16 protein-coding genes and 1 tRNA gene are annotated in these 17983 nt (G+C 71.2%); 9 read left to right on the top strand and 8 right to left on the bottom strand.

The genetic code is table 11. The features are described 5' to 3' along the window. The first annotated feature begins 77 nt into the window (after positions 1-77). Positions 78-911 carry an ATP-binding cassette domain-containing protein gene (locus ABZT74_RS17595; protein ID WP_356435894.1) on the top strand — a complete coding sequence of 278 codons (834 nt, stop codon included), beginning with the start codon at positions 78-80 and terminating at the stop codon, positions 909-911. Positions 912-1165: 254 nt separating this feature from the next. Further along, the gene (locus ABZT74_RS17600; RefSeq protein WP_356435897.1) at positions 1166-1885 is read left to right on the top strand and encodes an FAD binding domain-containing protein; all 720 of its coding nucleotides are present in this window, start codon (positions 1166-1168) and stop codon (positions 1883-1885) included. A 73-nt stretch (positions 1886-1958) separates the two neighbouring features. On the opposite strand, the gene ABZT74_RS17605 is transcribed toward ABZT74_RS17600, so the two are convergent. Further along, positions 1959-2717 carry a siderophore-interacting protein gene (locus ABZT74_RS17605; RefSeq protein ID WP_356435901.1) on the bottom strand — a complete coding sequence of 253 codons (759 nt, stop codon included), beginning with the start codon at positions 2715-2717 and terminating at the stop codon, positions 1959-1961. 103 nt (positions 2718-2820) lie between these two features. On the opposite strand from ABZT74_RS17605, the gene ABZT74_RS17610 reads away from it, so the two are divergent. Both ABZT74_RS17610 and ABZT74_RS17615 read left to right on the top strand, forming a co-directional pair. Further along, a complete protein-coding gene (locus tag ABZT74_RS17610; protein ID WP_356435905.1) occupies positions 2821-3438 on the top strand; it encodes a GNAT family N-acetyltransferase in 618 nt (205 codons plus the stop codon). Between the two features lie 341 nt (positions 3439-3779). Next, positions 3780-5354 carry an MFS transporter gene (locus tag ABZT74_RS17615; protein WP_356435908.1) on the top strand — a complete coding sequence of 525 codons (1575 nt, stop codon included), beginning with the start codon at positions 3780-3782 and terminating at the stop codon, positions 5352-5354. 133 nt (positions 5355-5487) lie between these two features. On the opposite strand, the gene ABZT74_RS17620 is transcribed toward ABZT74_RS17615, so the two are convergent. Continuing rightward, entirely contained in the window at positions 5488-6135 is a 648-nt protein-coding gene (locus ABZT74_RS17620) for a TetR family transcriptional regulator (protein ID WP_356436111.1), read from the bottom strand. 218 nt (positions 6136-6353) lie between these two features. Here ABZT74_RS17620 and ABZT74_RS17625 point away from each other — a divergent pair, with 218 nt between their 5' ends. The 3 genes from ABZT74_RS17625 (at position 6354) to ABZT74_RS17635 (ending at position 9915) form a co-directional block, all read left to right on the top strand. Beyond that, positions 6354-6821 carry a hypothetical protein gene (locus ABZT74_RS17625; RefSeq protein ID WP_356435910.1) on the top strand — a complete coding sequence of 156 codons (468 nt, stop codon included), beginning with the start codon at positions 6354-6356 and terminating at the stop codon, positions 6819-6821. Between the two features lie 170 nt (positions 6822-6991). Beyond that, positions 6992-8161 carry a PP2C family protein-serine/threonine phosphatase gene (locus ABZT74_RS17630; protein ID WP_356435912.1) on the top strand — a complete coding sequence of 390 codons (1170 nt, stop codon included), beginning with the start codon at positions 6992-6994 and terminating at the stop codon, positions 8159-8161. A gap of 104 nt (positions 8162-8265) precedes the next feature. Then, positions 8266-9915 (top strand): FAD-dependent monooxygenase, encoded by a 1650-nt coding sequence (locus tag ABZT74_RS17635; protein ID WP_356435914.1) that lies wholly within the window; start codon positions 8266-8268, stop codon positions 9913-9915. 81 nt (positions 9916-9996) lie between these two features. Here the strand turns inward: ABZT74_RS17635 and ABZT74_RS17640 are convergent, their stop codons facing one another. Beyond that, positions 9997-10449 (bottom strand): flavodoxin family protein, encoded by a 453-nt coding sequence (locus tag ABZT74_RS17640; protein ID WP_356435916.1) that lies wholly within the window; start codon positions 10447-10449, stop codon positions 9997-9999. A 316-nt stretch (positions 10450-10765) separates the two neighbouring features. Between ABZT74_RS17640 and ABZT74_RS17645 the strand changes: the two genes are divergently transcribed. Further along, the gene (locus ABZT74_RS17645) at positions 10766-11287 is read left to right on the top strand and encodes a hypothetical protein (protein ID WP_356435918.1); all 522 of its coding nucleotides are present in this window, start codon (positions 10766-10768) and stop codon (positions 11285-11287) included. Here ABZT74_RS17645 and ABZT74_RS17650 read toward each other — a convergent pair. The 4 genes from ABZT74_RS17650 to ABZT74_RS17665 all read right to left on the bottom strand — a co-directional run bounded on the left by ABZT74_RS17650 (position 11285) and on the right by ABZT74_RS17665 (position 14859). Continuing rightward, positions 11285-11358 (bottom strand) — tRNA-Met (locus tag ABZT74_RS17650). The genes ABZT74_RS17645 and ABZT74_RS17650 overlap by 3 nt on opposite strands. A gap of 35 nt (positions 11359-11393) precedes the next feature. Beyond that, positions 11394-11975 carry an AAA family ATPase gene (locus ABZT74_RS17655; protein ID WP_356435920.1) on the bottom strand — a complete coding sequence of 194 codons (582 nt, stop codon included), beginning with the start codon at positions 11973-11975 and terminating at the stop codon, positions 11394-11396. A gap of 149 nt (positions 11976-12124) precedes the next feature. Then, complete coding sequence (locus ABZT74_RS17660; RefSeq protein ID WP_081222575.1) at positions 12125-12556, bottom strand: hypothetical protein; 432 nt, start codon at positions 12554-12556, stop codon at positions 12125-12127. A gap of 230 nt (positions 12557-12786) precedes the next feature. Further along, entirely contained in the window at positions 12787-14859 is a 2073-nt protein-coding gene (locus ABZT74_RS17665) for a DUF1996 domain-containing protein (RefSeq protein WP_356435922.1), read from the bottom strand. 346 nt (positions 14860-15205) lie between these two features. Here ABZT74_RS17665 and ABZT74_RS17670 point away from each other — a divergent pair, with 346 nt between their 5' ends. Further along, the gene (locus ABZT74_RS17670; protein WP_356436114.1) at positions 15206-16435 is read left to right on the top strand and encodes a SpoIIE family protein phosphatase; all 1230 of its coding nucleotides are present in this window, start codon (positions 15206-15208) and stop codon (positions 16433-16435) included. Positions 16436-16453: 18 nt separating this feature from the next. On the opposite strand, the gene ABZT74_RS17675 is transcribed toward ABZT74_RS17670, so the two are convergent. Then, entirely contained in the window at positions 16454-17956 is a 1503-nt protein-coding gene (locus ABZT74_RS17675) for a SulP family inorganic anion transporter (protein ID WP_356435924.1), read from the bottom strand. Positions 17957-17983: the final 27 nt, after the last annotated feature.

Genomic DNA, 17983 nt, shown 5'->3' on the forward strand with positions numbered 1-17983 from the left:
CGGGGCGGACCGAGCGAACAACAAGGTGTCGGGTGCACCTAGTGTGCGGGTACGCCGACCGCAGTGAGGAGCCCGGGATGGGTGAGGTGCCGACCGAGGAATCAGTCGATCTCCGAGAGGCGGTCGTCGCGCTCCGCGAGGTGAGCGTGCACCGCCATACGACGGGTCAGGCGATCCTCTCGGAGATCGACTGGACGGTCCGCTCCGGTGAGCACTGGGCACTGCTCGGAGCCAACGGCGCGGGCAAGACGACGCTGCTGCGACTCCTGGGCGCGCTGATGCACCCGACGACCGGGACCGTCGAGGTGCTCGGGTTCCGGCTGGGCCGCGTCGACGTGCGGGAACTGCGCGCCCGCATCGGCCATGTGAGCACCGCGCAGCGGGTGCCGCCGGACATCACCGCTCACACGGTCGTCTTGACGGGGCACACCGGCACCGTGCAGCCGCTGTGGCGGAAGTACGACGACGCGGTGCGCCGACGGGCCGACGAGCTGCTGGCCGAGCTGGACATCAAGGAACTGGCCGAACGGCCGTACGGCGTCTGCTCGGGAGGGCAGCGGGCCCGTGTCCTGATCGCCAGGGCACTGATGGCCGACCCGTCCCTGCTGCTTCTCGACGAGCCGTTCAACGCACTGGACCTGCCCTCCCGCGAGGATCTCGTGGACGCGATGCAGCGGCTGGCCGAGAGCCGTCCGGGCCTCGCGACGGTGACGGTGACGCACCATCTCGAGGAGCTCTCTCCGGCCGTCAGCCACACGCTGCTGCTGCGGGAGGGGCGTGTACTCGTCCGGGGCCCGGTGGGCGACACCCTGACCGACATGTGGCTGACCAGCTGCTTCGGCCGCCCCATCACCGTGGCCCGGCACGACGGCCGGTGGGCGGCCTACTCCGGCCGCTCCAGCGGTCGCTGACGGGCTGTCGGGAACGCGCGGCCCGCGAGGGGCGGCACGGCGGACCGCCCCCTCGGTGTGTGCCGACCGCGATGCTGGGCATGATCCGACGAGGGCTCGTCCGTGCGCGTGTGTGCGAACGGGGGCGCATCAAAGGACGGAGTGAGCCCTGTACGCGCCCCCTGCTGTGCGGCGAAAATGCGCCTGTCGAGGGTCATTGGGCCGCGACATCGCGTACCCCGCCGCCACGTCACCAGGAAAGCAGGTCGGCCGCCGTGCTGTTGCGTCTGCCCACGTCCGTGTCCGAAGCACAGGAGTGCATGGCCGAGGGAGCGGTGCCGATAGGCGGTGCGACGCTGGTGTGGGCCGGCTGGCAACGGGACGGTTTCCCGGAGCTGGCGATGTCGCTGCGCCACCTCCCGGAGGCCAACACGATCGGGGGCGAGACGCTGGGCGCGGCCGTGGTGCTGCACCAGATCGACGACCGCGTACCGGAGGTGCTGCGTCGGGCCGCGGCCACCGTGGGGACCGGGGCGGTACGCCGGACGGCCACCGTCGGCGGCAATCTCGTCGGCAGCTCGTTGCGCTGTCTGCTGCCCGGGGCCCTGGTCCTGGACGCGCGCGCGGTCGTCCTGGAACAGGACGGGGTCCGCGAGACCGACCTGGCGGAGGTCATCGCCAAGCGCCACCTGCTCCTCGGCCTGCGCTGGAGTGCCCCCACGGCCAGCAGTTACCACAAGTCGCAGGCCGAGGCGGGCGGGGCACCGCCCCTCGTCGTGGCCGCCGCCCTGCATCCCGCCGCCGACGGGCGGGACCTCCTGCGCGTCGCCGTGCGCGACGGGTACGAGGTACTCGGCGACACCATCGTGTGCGACACGGACACGGACTCCGTCCTCGGCACGCTGCGCAACGGCGACCTGGGCCAACTGCCGTCCGCCGCCTGGGACATCGTAAGCCGTCGGACCACCGACATGCTGGCCCGCACCGCGGGGTGACAGGACCACGCGGAAGACCCGGCGGGCATCGCGCCCGAGGACGGCGTTCCGGCCGGGCCTTCGGGTCCGCGGGCTACTCCCCCGCCGGGCCGCCGACCGTGGCGGGAACCGGGGCCGCGCGCCAGTAGCCGAGAGCGTGCACCCGCCGGCGGGGGACGTTCAGCTCCTTGCGGACGTAGCCGGACAGGGTCCGCGTGGTCGCGGTGTCGCAGGTGATCCAGACGTACGGGTCGGGTTCGTCGCGCAGCAGCTCGGGAAGCTCGGCCCTCACCCGCTCGACGAGGTGGGCGCCGTCGTCGCGGCGGGGCAGGGGACGCAGCTCGTGCCGGGCCGGGTCGAGGGCGCACGGGAGCCCCTCGGGGTCGCCCTCGAACCAGATGGTCGCGGGTGCCGAACCCAGCGCGCCGATCAGGGAGTTGAGGGCGGGCAGCGCGGCCGGGTCGACGACGGCGAAGACATGCGACGGCGCGGGCGCGGGCTCCTCGAAGTCCGTGCCCTGAACCGTGGCCTCGATCGTGTCGCCGGGCCGGGCACCGCGCGCCCAGTCGCTGGCGCACCCTTCGTGCAGCGCGAACTCCAGGGCGAAGGTGCCCGTCTCCGGGTCCGGGTCGACCAGCGTGTACGCCCGCTGATGGGGCCGGCCCCCGTCGGAGAACCACAGCCGGACCCACATGGTCGGGTGGACTCCGGTCGCGGCGAGCAGACCCCCGTCGCTGACCCGTAGGCGCCGGTAGAGCGGTGCCACGTCCTCCACGGCCGTCACGGTGAGGACGAAGTCCCTGGCCCTCAGCAGTTTGAGGACCGCACCCTCCCAACCACGTCGCTGCCCCATCTACCTTCTCCCCTCCGAAAACGATCTCTTGGCAATATTAGGCAAGCCTAACCTAATATGATCCGCCTCCGGTCACGACGGACCGGCCGACACAAGGAGATCCATGTCCGAAATATGCACCCCCGCCCGGCCGTTCGCGCACGAAGAGCACATCCCCGGTTCCGGCACCTTCCGCGTCCGGGCCCTCGACCCGGCCGTCGACTGCGCGACGATCCACGCGTGGGCCGGCCAGGAGCGCGCCGCCTTCTGGGGCATGAACGACCTGACGCTTGACCAGATCACCGAGGTCTACCGCGAGTTGGGGCGGCTGACGACCCACCACGCCTTCATGGTCGAGAAGGACGACGAGCCCGTCGCCCTGCTCCAGACCTACGAGCCGGAGGCCGACCGCGTCAGCGAGTGCTACGAGGTCCGCCCCGGGGACATCGGCATCCACCTGCTGCTCGCTCCCGCGGGCCCGGAGGGGAGCCAAGCGGGCTGGACGGCGTCACTGTCCGCCGTGATCGCCGCGTACGTGCTGCGCGGGCTCGACCGGCAGAGAGTCGTCACCGATCCCGACGTCCGCAACCAGAAGGCGATCAGCAGACTGCTCAGACAGGGATTCGTGGCCGGTCCCGTGGTCGTCCTGCCCGAGGTCGACCTGCCGGAGGTCCATCTCCCGGAGAAGAAAGCCCAGTTGGCCTTCCTGCCGCGCGAGGCGGTCTTCCCCGACGGCTCCTGAGGCACCGGCCGACGCGCCGGCCCCCGAGTCGGCGGACAGCTCATCCCGGTATGCCGTACCGCCCGCGCGGGAAATTCAACAAGGCCCGCCGTCTCCTCCGGATCGAGGAACGTGGGCATCGGCGGACCCGCACGAGAGGGATCCGGGCCGGATCCTGAACAACGACCTGACCTGCGCATACACCTGGCATGTCGCTCAGATCCGCCTCCCGGGGACGCCGTCACCTCGTCGTCCGCCACGATCCGACAGAATTCATCGACGTGGAAATCGTCGCGCCGGCTGCCGAGGCTGGTTCCAGGCACCGGGATCCACCCGGACCGCTCGGACGAAGGACAGAGGCCATGCCCTCCACGCGCGCCCAAACCGCCGGCTCCGCGCCGGCCGCACGTCACAATCTGATCCTGGTGGTCACGTGCCTGGCCCTGGGCACGGTGGTCGCCGCCATGGCCTCGCTGAACGTGGCCCTGCCCGACCTCGCTCGCGAGACCCACGCCAGCCAGACGCAGTTGTCCTGGATCATCGACTCCTACAGCCTGGTCTTCGCCTCGCTGCTGCTTCCGGCCGGTGCGCTCGGAGACCGTTTCGGCCGCAGGCGGGCGCTCCTCGCGGGCCTGTCCATCTTCGGAGCCGGATCCGCCGCGGCGTCCCTCACGACCGACCCCTCGACCCTGATCGCCCTGCGCGGGGTGCTGGGCGTGGGGGCGGCCCTGGTCATGCCGGCCACGCTGTCCACCATCACCAGCACGTTCCCGCGAGCCCAGCGGGCGCGGGCGGTCAGCGTCTGGGCCGCGGTCGCCGGCGCCGGCGCGCTCGTCGGACTGTTCGCCACCGGCGCCCTGCTGGAGGGCTGGTCGTGGCGCTCGGTGTTCCTGCTGAACGTGGCGCTGGCCCTGGTCGCGCTGATCGGGACGCTGCTCTTCGTGCCCGAGTCCGCGGAGCCGCAGCAACCCCGGCTCGACGTCGGGGGCGCCCTCCTCGCCGTGGCCGGTCTGGTCGCGCTCGCCTACTCGGTGATCGAGGCCCCGACCCGCGGCTGGGCCGACCCGGTCACGCTCGGCGGCATCGGGCTCGGCCTGGTGGTGCTGGCCGGTTTCGTGCTCTTCGAGCTGCGCCGCGCCAACCCGCTGCTGGACCCCCGGCTGTTCCGCAACCAGCACTTCGCCGCCGGTTCGCTGTCGATCATGCTTCAGTTCTTCGTCTTCTTCGGCTTCATCTTCGTGATGATGCAGTACCTGCAACTGGTCCGCGGGGACAGCGCGTTGATGGCCGCGACCTCCATGCTTCCGATGGCCGTGACGATGGTCCCGGTCTCGCGTGCGACGCCGCGCCTGGTGGCCCGGTTCGGCTACCGGGGTCCGTGGGTGGCGGGTCTGGTGGGTGTCGCCGCGGGCATGGGCGTCCTCTCGGTGCTCGACGCGTCCAGCCCGTACTGGCTCATCGCCACGGGTCTCGTACCGCTGGGCGCCGGCATGGGGCTGGCCATGACGCCGGCCACGACCTCCATCACGGACGCCCTGCCGCGCTCCCTGCAGAACGTCGGGTCCGCGATGAACGACCTGGCGCGTGAGCTGGGCGGGGCCCTCGGGATCGCCGTCCTCGGCAGCCTGCTGAGCGCCACCTACCGCGACCACCTGAGCCTGCCTGGCCTGCCGGGCCACGTGGCGGAGGCGGCCCGCTCCTCCCTCGCCGCCGCCCACGCCATCGGCGGCCCGGTCTCGGACCACGCGACGACCGCCTTCGTCGACGGCATGCACGTCGCGCTCGTGGGCGCCGCGGGCGCGGCGGTGCTCGCCGCGGTGACCGTCGCGCTGCTGCTCCGTTCCGCCCCGCGTCCGAAGCAGTTCGAGGACGACGAGGCGACCGACGTGACGGGTCCCGCCGACACCGAGGAGCAGGAGCAGCCCGCGTACCGGTGAACCCCGGGGGGCGGGGCCCGAGATGCCTCCGAACTTCCGGACCACGCCCGCACCGGCGCCTCGCATCGAGCGGGGCGCCGGTTCCGTCGTGCGCGCGTCGGCGCGGTGCGGACGCGGCTTCCCCGCCCGCTGGTCAGGGGCGGCCCGCCGGGGGCCGCACCGGACGGGTGCCGGGCGTCCGGCGACCGGGGCCTCGGAGCGCCTGCCGCAGTTGCGGGCTCACGAAACGGACCACCTCTTCGACGGTCATGGACCCGATGGGCTCCAGACGCAGCAGGTACCGCGTGGCGATGAGCCCGCCGATCACCGTGGTGAACGACGCGGCGCGCTGCCGGGCGTCCCGGCCGGGCATGAGACCGGCGATCCGTTCCACGATCTCCCGCTCGACCGCTTCCTTGACCAGTTCGCCGAAGCCGTCGTCGTCGATCGCGCTCTTCAGCATGGCGAGCAGGGGCGGCCCCGACACCGGGTCGTCCCAGACGGCGAGGACCTGGCGGAGGACCCGTTCGGGGAACGTGTTCAGGTCTCCGTCCTCCGCGACCTGCGCGAGGATCTCGGCCGGGTTCGCGCCGAGTGCCAGGGCGGCACCGAACAGGCCCTTCTTGGAGCCGAAGTAGTAGCTGATCAGGGCGAGATCGACCTCGGCCTCGGAGGCGATCGAGCGCAGCGTCACCGCGTGGTAGCCGTCCTCCAGGAAACGGCGCCGTGCGACGTCCAGGATCGCCGCCCGGGTGTCCGGGCTGCCTGGCCTGCGTCCACGCGTGGACCCGGATTTTTTCATCACGGATGAATTCTAGGGTCCTCGGCTCTGCCCGGATACGGCGGGCAAGGAGCGGATTCGTCCACTGTGAAGCCCTCCGGAACGATTCTCACGAAATGATGTCGTTCATCCATATGAGTGGTGCATCACACATTGGGGCCGTACCGTCGTCGCAGAGACGGAAGCCGGTGATCACCTGCCGGCGACCGAACGACAGTCGTCCCGCTCGGAGCACACATATGCGCAGCAGCACAGCGAGAACAGCAATCACCCTCTGCGCGGCCGCCTCGCTCGCCGCGGTCATGGGTACCGCCTCGGCAGCTCCGCAGACCACCCCGGAGGCTGCACAGGCTCCGCGGCCGATCCAGTCGACGCCCGTCCTCGTCGACTGCCTCTGGAAGCCGGACGTGCGCCCCACCGACTTCATCCTGGCCTGCGGGGACGGGAACAGCCGGCTCGTCTCCCTGCACTGGTCGCACTGGAACCAGAACTCGGCGGTGGCCCGCGGCGTCAACATGGTGAACGACTGCAAGCCGTACTGCGCGGCGGGCAAGTTCCACTCGTACCCGGTGGTCGTGAAGCTGGACCACCCGCAGTCGTGGAAGAAGAAGCCGCACCAGCGGCACTTCACACAGATGACGCTGGTGTACACCCACGACCGCCCCGCGGGATTCGACCGCACGGTCGGCTATCCGCTGTGGAACTGACGTCGGTTCGCCGCCGGACCACCCGCGCGGCGCACTGACGGCGGGACCGTGGACCCGCCGGGACCACCTCCCGGGACGGCCGTCACGCCGGACCCGCCGGCGGTCCCGGCCCACCCGAGAAACGCCACCTCGTAAATCAGGGCAAACTGGTACACGTGGGCAACCGGCGCATGTCAGTGGGCAGCCTCGTGGAGCAACCGTCGGGCCGCGGCCTGGTGGCGATCCCGCTGGCGTTGATCGTCGTGATCGCCGTCGTGGACATCCGCTCCCCCACCGATGTGCACCTCGGCCCGCTGCTGGTCATCGCGCCCACGCTCACGGCGTCGTTCGCGGGTCCCCTGCTGACGGCGCTGGTCGGGCTCCTGGCCGTGATCGCCCAGGTCGTCATCGCCGTGCTCCACGGCGGCCTGACCACCACCAACCACATGGCGCAGATCGTCGCCCTGATCGTGCTCTCCGCCCTGGTGGTGTTCGTGTGCCACGTGCGGGAGCGGCGGGCGCGCGAGCTCGTGCGGGCCCGGTCGGTGGCCGAGACGGCACAGCGCGTGCTGCTGCGGCCGCCACCGCGACGGATCGGCCCGCTGCGCACGGCCTGGCTGTATCTGGCGGCCGAGGACGACACACAGATCGGCGGCGACCTGTTCGCCGTCACCCGCGCCGCCGGCGCGTCCACCCGCGTGATCATCGGCGACGTACGCGGCAAGGGGCTGGCCGCCATCGGCGAGGCCTCGGTCGTCCTGGGTGCATTCCGCGAGGGGGCCCACCGGTACGCGACCCTGCCCGAGCTGACGGCCGCCCTCGAGGTGAGCGTGTGCCGCGACCTGGACGAGGTCGCCGACACCCGGCACGACCCCGGCGAGCACTTCATCACCGCCCTCGTCCTCGACATCCCCGACGCCGACGCCGAGGCCGGGATGATCAACTGCGGCCATCCCCCGCCGCTGCTCCTGCGCGACCGCGAGGTCACGGTGCTGCACGCCCGGCACTCCGTCCCGCCCCTGGGCATGTGCGAGCTGCCCGCCGCGAGCCATCACACCGATCCGTTCACCTTCGAGGCCGGTGACTTCCTGCTCCTCTACACCGACGGCGTGATCGAGGCCCGGTCACCGAGCGGTGCCTTCTACCCCCTGGCCGAGCGGCTCGCGTCCTTCCCGGCCTCCGGTCCCGACACCCTGCTGCGCCACATCCACGACGACCTGGTCCGTCACATCGGCGACGAACCGGCCGACGACGCCGCCCTCCTCGTCATCGAACGCACCACCGCCCACCACCTGCGGATCCCCCATCGCGGACACCAGGCCGAGGAACCACCGACCCGGCCCGACACGAAGGCGTCCTGACCTGGCCGGCCGCCCACGTCCGGTCGAGTGGCGGGGCCGGGCTCCGCGGGGCGACGATGGAGGAACAGCTGCTCGGCGGCGGGGGCCAACGCAGGGAGGCGCCCGTGGCGCACATCTTCGGAACCGACGTGCTCGTCGCGGGCGCGGGCCCCGTGGGCCTCACCGCGGCGCTGGAGCTGCGCCGACGCGGCGTACGGTGCCGGATCGTCGATCCCCTCCCGGCCCGCCTCCCGTACGCGAAGGCCGTCGGCATCCAGCCGCGCACCCTGGAGATCTGGGACCACATCGGACTCGCCCGCACGGCACTGGAAGCGGCCGTGCCGATGTACGGGCAACTGGCGTGGGTCAACGGCGTCGAACAGCCCCGGATCGACCTCGCGCTCCCGCCCGAAGTGCCGTACGGATTCGCCGCGATGCCGCAGTACGAGACGGAGCGGATCCTCGACGAGTTCCTCCAGCGGTTCGGGACGACGGTCGAACGCGGCACCGGGCTGGTCTCCTTCGACCAGGACCTCGACGGGGTGACGGTCGCGCTGCGGTCGGCGTCCGGCGCCGAGGAGGAGGTCCGGGCGCGGTACCTGGTGGGGTGCGACGGCGCGCACAGCACGGTCCGCAAGCAGCTGGGGCTCACCTTCGAGGGCAGCGCCTTTCCGGAGGAGTACATGCTCGGCGACGTGGAGGTCGACTGGGATCTCCCCCAGGGGTACGGCGTTCGGGCCATGCACCGGAACGCCGACGGCGAGACGGACGATCTGCTGGTCTGCATCCCCTTGCCGGGCCGGGGCCGTTACCGGATGTCGATGATGGTTCCGCCCGAACTCTCCGCCGCCGCACGGGAGTCGGGGCCGCCCGACGGCATCGCCCACGGCCTGGAGGGCGGCACGGCTCCCGCGCTCTCCGACATACAGGCCGTCCTGGACCGGCTCTCCCCCCGGCCCGCCACGGCGTCCACCCTGCGCTGGTCCTCCGTGTTCCGCATCAGCCACCGGATCGTCGACCGGTACGGCGACGGGCGCGTCTTCGTGGCCGGCGACGCGGCGCACATCCACCCGCCGACCGGCGCCCAGGGCATGAACACCGGCATCCAGGACGCCTGGAACCTCGCCTGGAAGCTCGCCCTCGCGATCGAGGGGGGCACGCATTCCAGCCTGCTCGCGGCGAGTTACGACGCCGAGCGGCGACCTGTCGGTGAGGAGGTCGTGGAGCGCACGGTCCGGCACGCGGGCCAGGGCATCCAGGCCGACGCCAGCGACCCGGCGACCCTGATGCTGCGCGAGGCCCAGCTCCTCGTCGGCTACCGCGGCAGTCCGATCGTCGACCCCGAGTCCCTGGGCCCGGCACCCCAGCCGGGTGACCGCGCACCCGACTGCGCCGGCCTCGCCGCATCCATCGCGGCCCATCCGCTGCGTCTGTTCGACGTACTGCGCGACCGCGAGCACGTGCTGATCCTGTACGGCGACACGGACCGGGACGGCGACGGCGTCGGTCAACTCGTCGACCTCGCCCGCGATCTCACGCGGGACCGCGTCGACGTCTGCGTCGTCCTTCCGTCCGAGGCCGAGCCCGACGTCGGGGGCCCGCCGGTCTACGTCGACACCCTGGGCCAGTTCGCCCGCCTGTACGCGGTGTCGGACCGGGCGACGGCGTTCCTGATCCGCCCGGACGGCTATCTCGCCGCCCGCCTCTCGCCGCCCACCGTGTCCGGCCTGACAGCGGCCCTGGCCCGCCCCTTCGCCCCGCCGGGCTACGCGTAGCGCGGACGCGGATCGCCTGCAAGGCCATCAGCAAGGGCAATCGGAAGGCGGGTTGAGCCTGCGGGCACGAACAAGGCCCGGTCAGTCCATCAACCCTGCGGCGAGGGTCGCTCCGAGTTCCCAGCACGCCTCGATGTCGGCCTTGCCCGGTTCGCCGGTCACCGTCACCGCGTCGGCGGCCCGCCGCCAGCCGAGGCCCGTCGTGATCGCCTCGATGCCGCGCACCGCGCCCGTGACGTCGTTGCCGCCGTGCACGTAGTAGCCGAAGGGCCGCCCGCCCGTCGCGTCCAGGCACGGGTAGTAGACCTGGTCGAAGAAGTGCTTCAACGCACCCGCCATGTAACCGAGGTTCGCCGGCGTGCCCAGCAGGTAGCCGTCGGCGTCGAGCACATCCGAGGCGGTCGCACTCAACGCGGCTCGCCGCACCACCCGTACGCCCTCGATCTCGGGAGCGGTCGCCCCGGAGACCACGGCTTCGAACAGGGCCTGGCAGTTGGGTGAGGGCGTGTGATGGACGATCAACAAGGTAGCCACCCCCGCACCTTGCCGCCCCGCCCCCGCCCACCGCAAGCACCGCCCCGACACCCGGCCCCGTCGTACCCACTAAGTCCCGCTGCTACGCTGGACCCCGAGCCCACACCGGACACCTGGTGCCGGGCCCCGCGTTGGTCGTCCAAGGAAAGACGCCCCGCTTCCTGCGGGGAAATGCAGGTGCAAGGCCTGCCCAGCGCTCCACATGCACCGCCTCCGGTCGTCCGGGGGCGGTGTTTTGCGTGCGCCATCACTTCAGGGCGGACGGAGCCCGGAAAGTCGGTTCCCGTGCGACGGGTGCCTCGGCGACCATGACGGCGTGACCGCTGCCCACTCCTCCGGGGAACCACCCGAGCATCTGCGCTTCGCCAGGTATGTCACAGCACTTGAGACTGTCGCGGAGGACGAGGAAGCCCACCTGGTCACCAAGGTGCTGCGCGACACGGATACCCGGATGGCCACCAGCGCGGTGGTCCGTCATCTGGACCGCCGCGCCGCCGCGTTGCTGACCGGGGAGCGGTTCGTCGACTGGGTGCGTGTCATGGCCGGCCTCACATCCGAGCACCCGTTCCTCCAACTCCGGCTGGACGACTGGGCCCGGCTCAGGACTGTCGTGCTCGACCAGGCATGGGCCGCCGAGGAACTGACCACAGCCTCCGACTGGTTGCAGCGCTCCATCGTGAACACGACGGCTGTGGTGCCACCCGAGGCCCTGCGGCTGCTGGCCGCGCGAGGACGGACACGCCGGGTGCGTGCCGCGGCGAGGACGCGGTTGTCGTGCGTGGTCACGCACGACAGAGGGTCCGGCACCAATGGTGCCGGACCCTCTGTCTTCGAGTAGCGGGGACAGGATTTGAACCTGCGACCTCTGGGTTATGAGCCCAGCGAGCTACCGAGCTGCTCCACCCCGCGTCGTTGAACACAACCCTACGCCATGTTTCGCGGGCTCACGACCATGATCCGTCGGCGGGCTCCGGGAGGGGTCCCGGGCGGTGGCCGGCGGGAACCTCGGTCAGGTGGGCCAGCCAGGTATCCGTGGCCCGGGGGGTGCGGAGGTGGATCACGTTCAGAGGGGCCGGGCGGGGGGCGGCGCAGCGGGTGGCGATGGCGGTTCTCCGGGTCTCGTACTGCGACCAGGCCCACCACACCGGGTGATCGGCACTGAACCACAAGCCGAACGTCTCCACGTTCCCGCCGAAGACCCGGCGTCGGAGCAGTGTGCGGGCCGCCGACCTGCGCAGCACCCGGCGCATGACGACCGAACGGGGATAGTCGAGCCAGACGACCGTGTCGGCGCGTTTCCACAGCAGGTCGCGCACGCTCGCGTGGCCGAAGGAGTCGATCACCCAGCCGGGACCTTCACTGAGACGCTCCACGTCGTCGACCAGGCCGGGGTTCTCCTGCCAGCCCGGCCCCGTGATGGCCAGGGCGTCCATTTCGTGGAAGGGAATCCCCAGACGGCCGGAGACAGCCCTCGCCAAGGTCGTCTTGCCTGCGCCGGTGCTTCCCGCGACCAGGATTCTTCGCATACCCGATCTTCACCGCACACGGTGCTGCCGGGCAAGATCCTCAGGTGACAGGGGGCTGCCGGAGAGGGAGCACGTCGACAGAACTCCGGCCCGCGCCGCCCGGCCGTCTCCACGGCGGGCCGGCACAGGCCGGTGTACCCCGGTACCTCTCACACATCGGTGGGCAGACCGCTCACCTCGGCGATGCCCCGCAGTTCCTCGTCCTGGCGGTGCCGCTCGCCGATGAAGTCGGCGATCTCCTTGCACCGCTCGGGATCGTCCGCCGTCCCCGAGTCCGTCACGACCCGGACGACACCGATCTCCTCGGTCTCCAGCTCGACGATCCGGTTGTCCAGGCGGCCCGTCACCGCGACCGCGACCACGAGGGAGGCCTCGTCACGAACCTCCTGCGGGACGTCGTCGGCGTCTTCGCCGTCCAGATTCAGTTCGATCGCTCCAGCCCTCTCCTCCCTGATCGCTTCGAGTACGGGCTCGACCATGCGCAGCAAGAGCGCGTAGTCCGCCGGAGCCATGCGCAGGCGGAGCATTTCGAGGTACAGGTCGAGGGGCCGGTCATCCGGTGCCTGCTCTGATGCGTCCATGGAGCTTCGCCTTCCCCAATGTGGACGACATGATCGCGTCTCACCCCAGGATGCTGTGAATCGGCGCACACCGCCGGTCGAGATCGCCGCCCGGGACACTCCTGAGGGGGCTTGTGCCCAGCGTGGACCGGGCACAAGCCCCCTCAGGACTCATTCGTACGACCGGGCGTCCGGCACTCCTCAGGACGCTTCCGTCAGGAGTCGTCCCTCGTACTCGCCGGGCGGCGGTGTCACAGAGCGCCCCGCCTGATCCTGCGGAGGAGGACGAATCCGGCGATGACGAAGATCCCGCCGAGCGCGGCCGGCCACAGCTGCGCACCGGTGTCGGCGAGCCCGCCGCCCGCCACGGCCTGCGGTTCGGTCTGCGAGGCGGCCGACGGAACGGATCCGGCCACCGGTGCGGTCGACGCGGCGGTCCCCACGTCGCCCGAGCCCTCGTGCGAGCCGTCGTGCGAGTCACCGGACCCGGCGGCCTGGCCCGACGAGGAGACGTCGGCCTTGGGCTCGACATCGACGGGCGGTGCGTCGTCGCCGGCCGGCTCGGTGCCCGGCGTATCGGCCGTGGGCTCCGCGGTCTGACCGCCGTCGTCGTCACCGGGGGCCTGTCCTCCGTTGTCGTCGGACGGGTCGTCGGCGGTGGGTGCCGGCTGCTCCGTGGGCTCCTCGGAGGGGTTCGGGGGCTCCGCGCTCTCCGAGGGGTTCGGAGGCTCGGCGCTCTTCGACGGCTCCTGCGGCTTGCCCGTCTCCTCGGGGTCCTGGGAGTTGTCGTCCCCGGCGCCGACCCCGCACTTGCGGCCCTGGTTGATGCAGTCGACCGCGTCCTTCATGAGGCCTTCGTCGAAGACGTTGATGAAGTCGCCGTGGTCGGTGACCGGCTTGTGCAGCTGCTCCGGGAAGGAGTCCACCGCGAACAGCGGTGACGTACGGCCGCCGTCCTTCAGGCTCGGCGCGTCGACGCCGTAGACGATGCGCTGCACCAGTTGCGGAATGGCCTTGAATCCGCCCGGGCAGTTGCCCTCGGCGTCCTGGAACGCCACGTGGGTGCGGTGGTTGGCGCTGTCGATGTTCGCGCCGTCCCAGCAGCTCTGGAACCTGAACGTGCGGACCACGTCGCTGCCCTGAGGACAGACCGGGTACTTGTCCTTCAACTGCCGGTCCTCGAAACCGGTGCAGCTCCAGGAGGCGTTCGCGTTCGCGGTGCCGTTGACGAAGGCCTTGGCGTCACCGGTGATGATGCGCAGCAGACGCGGCATGGCGGTGACCTTGCCGCGCGCGTTGCCCACGAAGGTCAGCGTGACCTGCTTGGGCGTGACGATCTTGCCGGCGTTGCCCTCGGTGCCGCCGCCCGCCGCGTCGGCGTCGCGTTCGCGGGTGCCGTTCTGCAGGCGCAACACCGGCCAGTAGTACGTGGACTTGTCGCCGTCGTCCTTGCACGAGGTGTCGGCGTTCGCGAGGTCGGTGTCACTGGCGAAGGCGTTGTTCGACTGGTTGCCGATGTAGTCGTGGAAGTGATGGGCGCCGTTGGTGACGCCGGGAGCCACGATCACGTTGTCGGAGTTGAACAGGCCGTTGGCGTTCACACCGCAGCTCGTGACGAACTCGCCGGTGGAGGCGCCGTTCTGGGGCCGCGGGGTCTGCGCGGCGGGCTGGACGGAGGTGATGTCCGCGAAGTCCGCGACCACGGGGCCGTTGCCGGCCGGCGCCTCGCCGCCACCCTGCTGACCGCCCTGGCCCTGAGCGCCCTGGCCCTGCTGTGCCTGGCCCTGGTCTCCCTGACCTTGGTCGCCCTGACCTTGGTCACCGTTCTCGTCCGCGCCGCTCTGGTCGCCGCTGGAACGAAGGGTGCAGGCCGCCAGGTCGTCGAGTCCCTCGGGACGCTCGCCCGCGCCGTCGACGGCGGTGACGATGCGGCCGATCGACTCGGCCCGCTTCTCCTTCAGCGGCTTCATGACCGCGTCGGCGCCGCTGTCGCCGTTCTGCTCCATCTGCGGACCGTCGGAACGGAGTTGCTGATAGGCCTCGGCGATCTGCTGGTCCAGGGCGGCGAGTTCCTTGTCGACATCGCCCTTCGCCGCGTCCGGAACGGTCGTCAACTTGTCGCCGACGTCGGGGCAGTCGATGGTGGCCGCTCCGGCGGACAGGACGTGATTGCCCGCTCCCTGCGCACCTCCGCCCGCACCGCTCTCGGTCGCCGACGCGTAGACGTTGACGGCGACGAGGCCGCCTCCGCCCAGAATCAGCGCGACTGCTGCAGAGGTTGCGCGTCGTGCGCCCGTGGGGCGTCTGCGCCTGTTGCGTCCCAAGGAAGTGCTCCTACGCGTCGTGGTCGGCCCCGCCTGAAATCCCCCAGCCCTATACGCGAGAGGGCGGCGGTGTGTTCAGCCGTCCCCCGAATTCACAGCAACCCCGTATGGAGCAACGGTCCGGGGCATCTTCACGACCGTCCCCCGCGCCGTCGCGTACCGGGCGTACCGGATCACCGCGCGGCCTCCCGTGAAGGCTCCGCGCTTGCACCGGCCGCCGACCGGTGGCCTGATGGGAACACTGCACCACCCCTGGGCCGTGGCCGAGCCGGTGGGACAGGGTCGGATGCTCCGCCGTTTCCACCGTGGGCACGACCAGGGCCACGGCGGGAGGCGGGTGAAGCAGGTGGCGGGATTCGCGTTCGACTACGCGAGCGTGTTCCACGGGCTGCCCGGCATGGTCGCCCTGCTCACCCCCGAGCTGGTCTACGTCGACGCCAACGACGACTATCTGACCGGTTCCGGCCGTTCCCGTGAGCAGTTGGTGGGGCGCTATCTGTTCGACGTCTTTCCCGCCCGGCCGGACGATCCGGCGTCCGACGGGGTACGCAACCTCGAGGCGTCGCTGCGCCGGGTGGTGGAGACCGGGCAGCGCGACGCGATGGCCCTTCAGCGCTACGACGTGGAGTCCCTGGACCGGCCGGGTGTCTGGCAGGAGCGGTACTGGAGTCCCGTCAACGCTCCTCTCCTCGACGAGGACGGCAACGTGAAGCTGCTGGTCCACCGGGTGGAGGAGGTCACCGAACTGATCCGGGCCCGCGGCAGGCGGACCGACGTCGACCGGGGACGCTTCCTGGAGGCCGAGCTGTTCACGCGCGCCCGTGAACTCCAGGCTGTCAACGAACGTCTGCGGCGGGCCCACGCCCGCGAGCGGGAGGTCGCGCTCGCCCTCCAGGACGCGCTGCTGCCGGCCGCGCACTACATGGGCCCGCACCGGGCCGCCGTACGCTACCGGCCGGCCACCAGCGCTCTCAACGTGTGCGGCGACTGGTACGACCTGGTGGACCTGACCGACGGCCGGATGTCGATCGCGGTGGGGGACGTGGTCGGCCACGGGCTGGCCGCGGCCTGCGTCATGGGCCAGTTGCGCAGTGCCCTCAGTGCCGCGTCACGGGCTTCGAGCAGCCCCGCCCGGGCACTTGAGGTGCTCGGCCTGTACGCGCGTTCCGTCCAGGGCGCCGAGTCCACCACGGCGGTGACCGTCCGCGCCGACTGGGAGAACCACTCCCTCACCTACAGCAGCGCCGGACATCTCCCGCCGCTCCTGCTGCGCGTCGACGGACGGGTGGAGTTCCTGGACCGGGCCACCGACCCACCGCTCGGCGCCCGGCCGTTCCATGTGCCCCGCCCCGAGGCCGGCACCGGCTTCACCGACGGCGACACACTGGTCCTGTACACCGACGGTCTGATCGAGCGTCGCGGGGAGGACATCGACGTGGGGCTCGGGCGTCTCGCCGCCTCCCTGTCCGACCACCGGGCAGACGAACCCGAGGCACTCGCCGACGCCCTGCTGTCGGAGCTGCTTCCGCCCGGCGGCGCCACGGACGACACCGCCCTGGTGATCCTGCGCCTCTGAGCGGGTCCGCACGAGCGCTCAGTGGCTGCCGGTGAGTTCGCCGCTCAGGGTGCCGTGGATGCGGGCGCTGTGCTCGTTCAGGCCGGTGATCTCGACGTTCTTGCCGCGCTGGGCGTACTTGGCCTCGATCGTGTCCAGGGCGGCCACGGACGAGGCGTCCCATACGTGGGTGGCGGACAGGTCGATGACGACCTGACCGGGATCGTTCGCGTAGTCGAAGCGGGTGACGAGCTCGTTGGCGGAGGCGAAGAAGAGCTCGCCGGTGACCCGGTAGACGACGCTCGTCCCGTCGGGGTCGGTGACCGAGGTGACGTCGGCGACGTGGGCGACCCGCTTGGCGAAGATCACCACGGCGGTGACGGAACCGACGACCACGCCGATGGCCAGGTTGTGGGTGGCCACCACGCAGGCGACCGTGACGGCCATGACGGTGATCTCCCCCGCCGGCATCCGCTTCAGCGTCCTCGGGGCGACGGAGTGCCAGTCGAAGGTGGCGACCGACACCATGACCATGACGGCGACCAGCGCGGCCATCGGGATGTCGGAGACGACGGGCCCGAAGACGACGCAGAGCACCATCAGGAACGTTCCGGCCAGGAAGGTGGACAGGCGGGTGCGGGCGCCGGAGACCTTCACGTTGATCATCGTCTGGCCGATCATCGCGCAGCCGCCCATGCCGCCGAAGAAGCCGGTGACGATGTTGGCGATGCCCTGGCCCACGGACTCCCGCGTCTTGTCGGACCGCGTGTCGGTGATCTCGTCGACGAGCTGGGCCGTCATGAGCGACTCCATCAGGCCGACCAGCGCCATGGCGAGAGCGTAGGGCGCGATCGTCGTGAGGGTGTCGAGCGTGAAGGGCACGTCCGGCAGACCGGGGACGGGAAGCGCGGAGGGCAGGTCACCGCGGTCGCCGACGGTGGGCACCGCGATGCCGGCCGCGAGCGTGATCACCGTGAGGACGACGATGGAGACCAGCGGCGCCGGAACCACCTTCGTGATCCTCGGGAAGAAGACCATCAGCGCGAGCCCGGCGGCGGCCAGCGGGTAGACCGCCCAGGGCACGTCCGTCAGCTCCGGCACCTGCGCCAGGAAGATGAGGATCGCGAGGGAGTTGACGAAGCCGACCATCACGCTGCGCGGTACGAACCGCATCAGCCTGGCGATCCCGAGCGCGCCCAGCACGATCTGGAGGACACCGGCGAGGATCACGGCGGCGACGAGGTACCCGAAGCCGTGCTCGCGGTTGAGCGGAGCGATGACCAGGGCGACCGCACCCGTCGCGGCGGAGATCATCGCCCGGCGTCCGCCGACGACGGCGATCGTCACGGCCATGGTGAACGAGGCGAACAGTCCGACGGCCGGGTCGACCCCGGCGATGACGGAGAACGAGATCGCCTCGGGGATCAGCGCGAGCCCGACGACCAGTCCCGCCAGCACCTCGGTGCGCCAGACCTTCGGGTCGGAGAGCCAGGCGGGGGCGTGCGGACGCAGCCGGGAGGCCGCGGACAACGATGAGAACATGCAACCGTTTCCGTGTCGGGCGCCCGC

Origin of the sequence: Streptomyces sp. NPDC005302 (genome assembly GCF_040607345.1) — a bacterium.
In the GTDB taxonomy this organism is placed as follows: Bacteria; Actinomycetota; Actinomycetes; order Streptomycetales; family Streptomycetaceae; genus Streptomyces.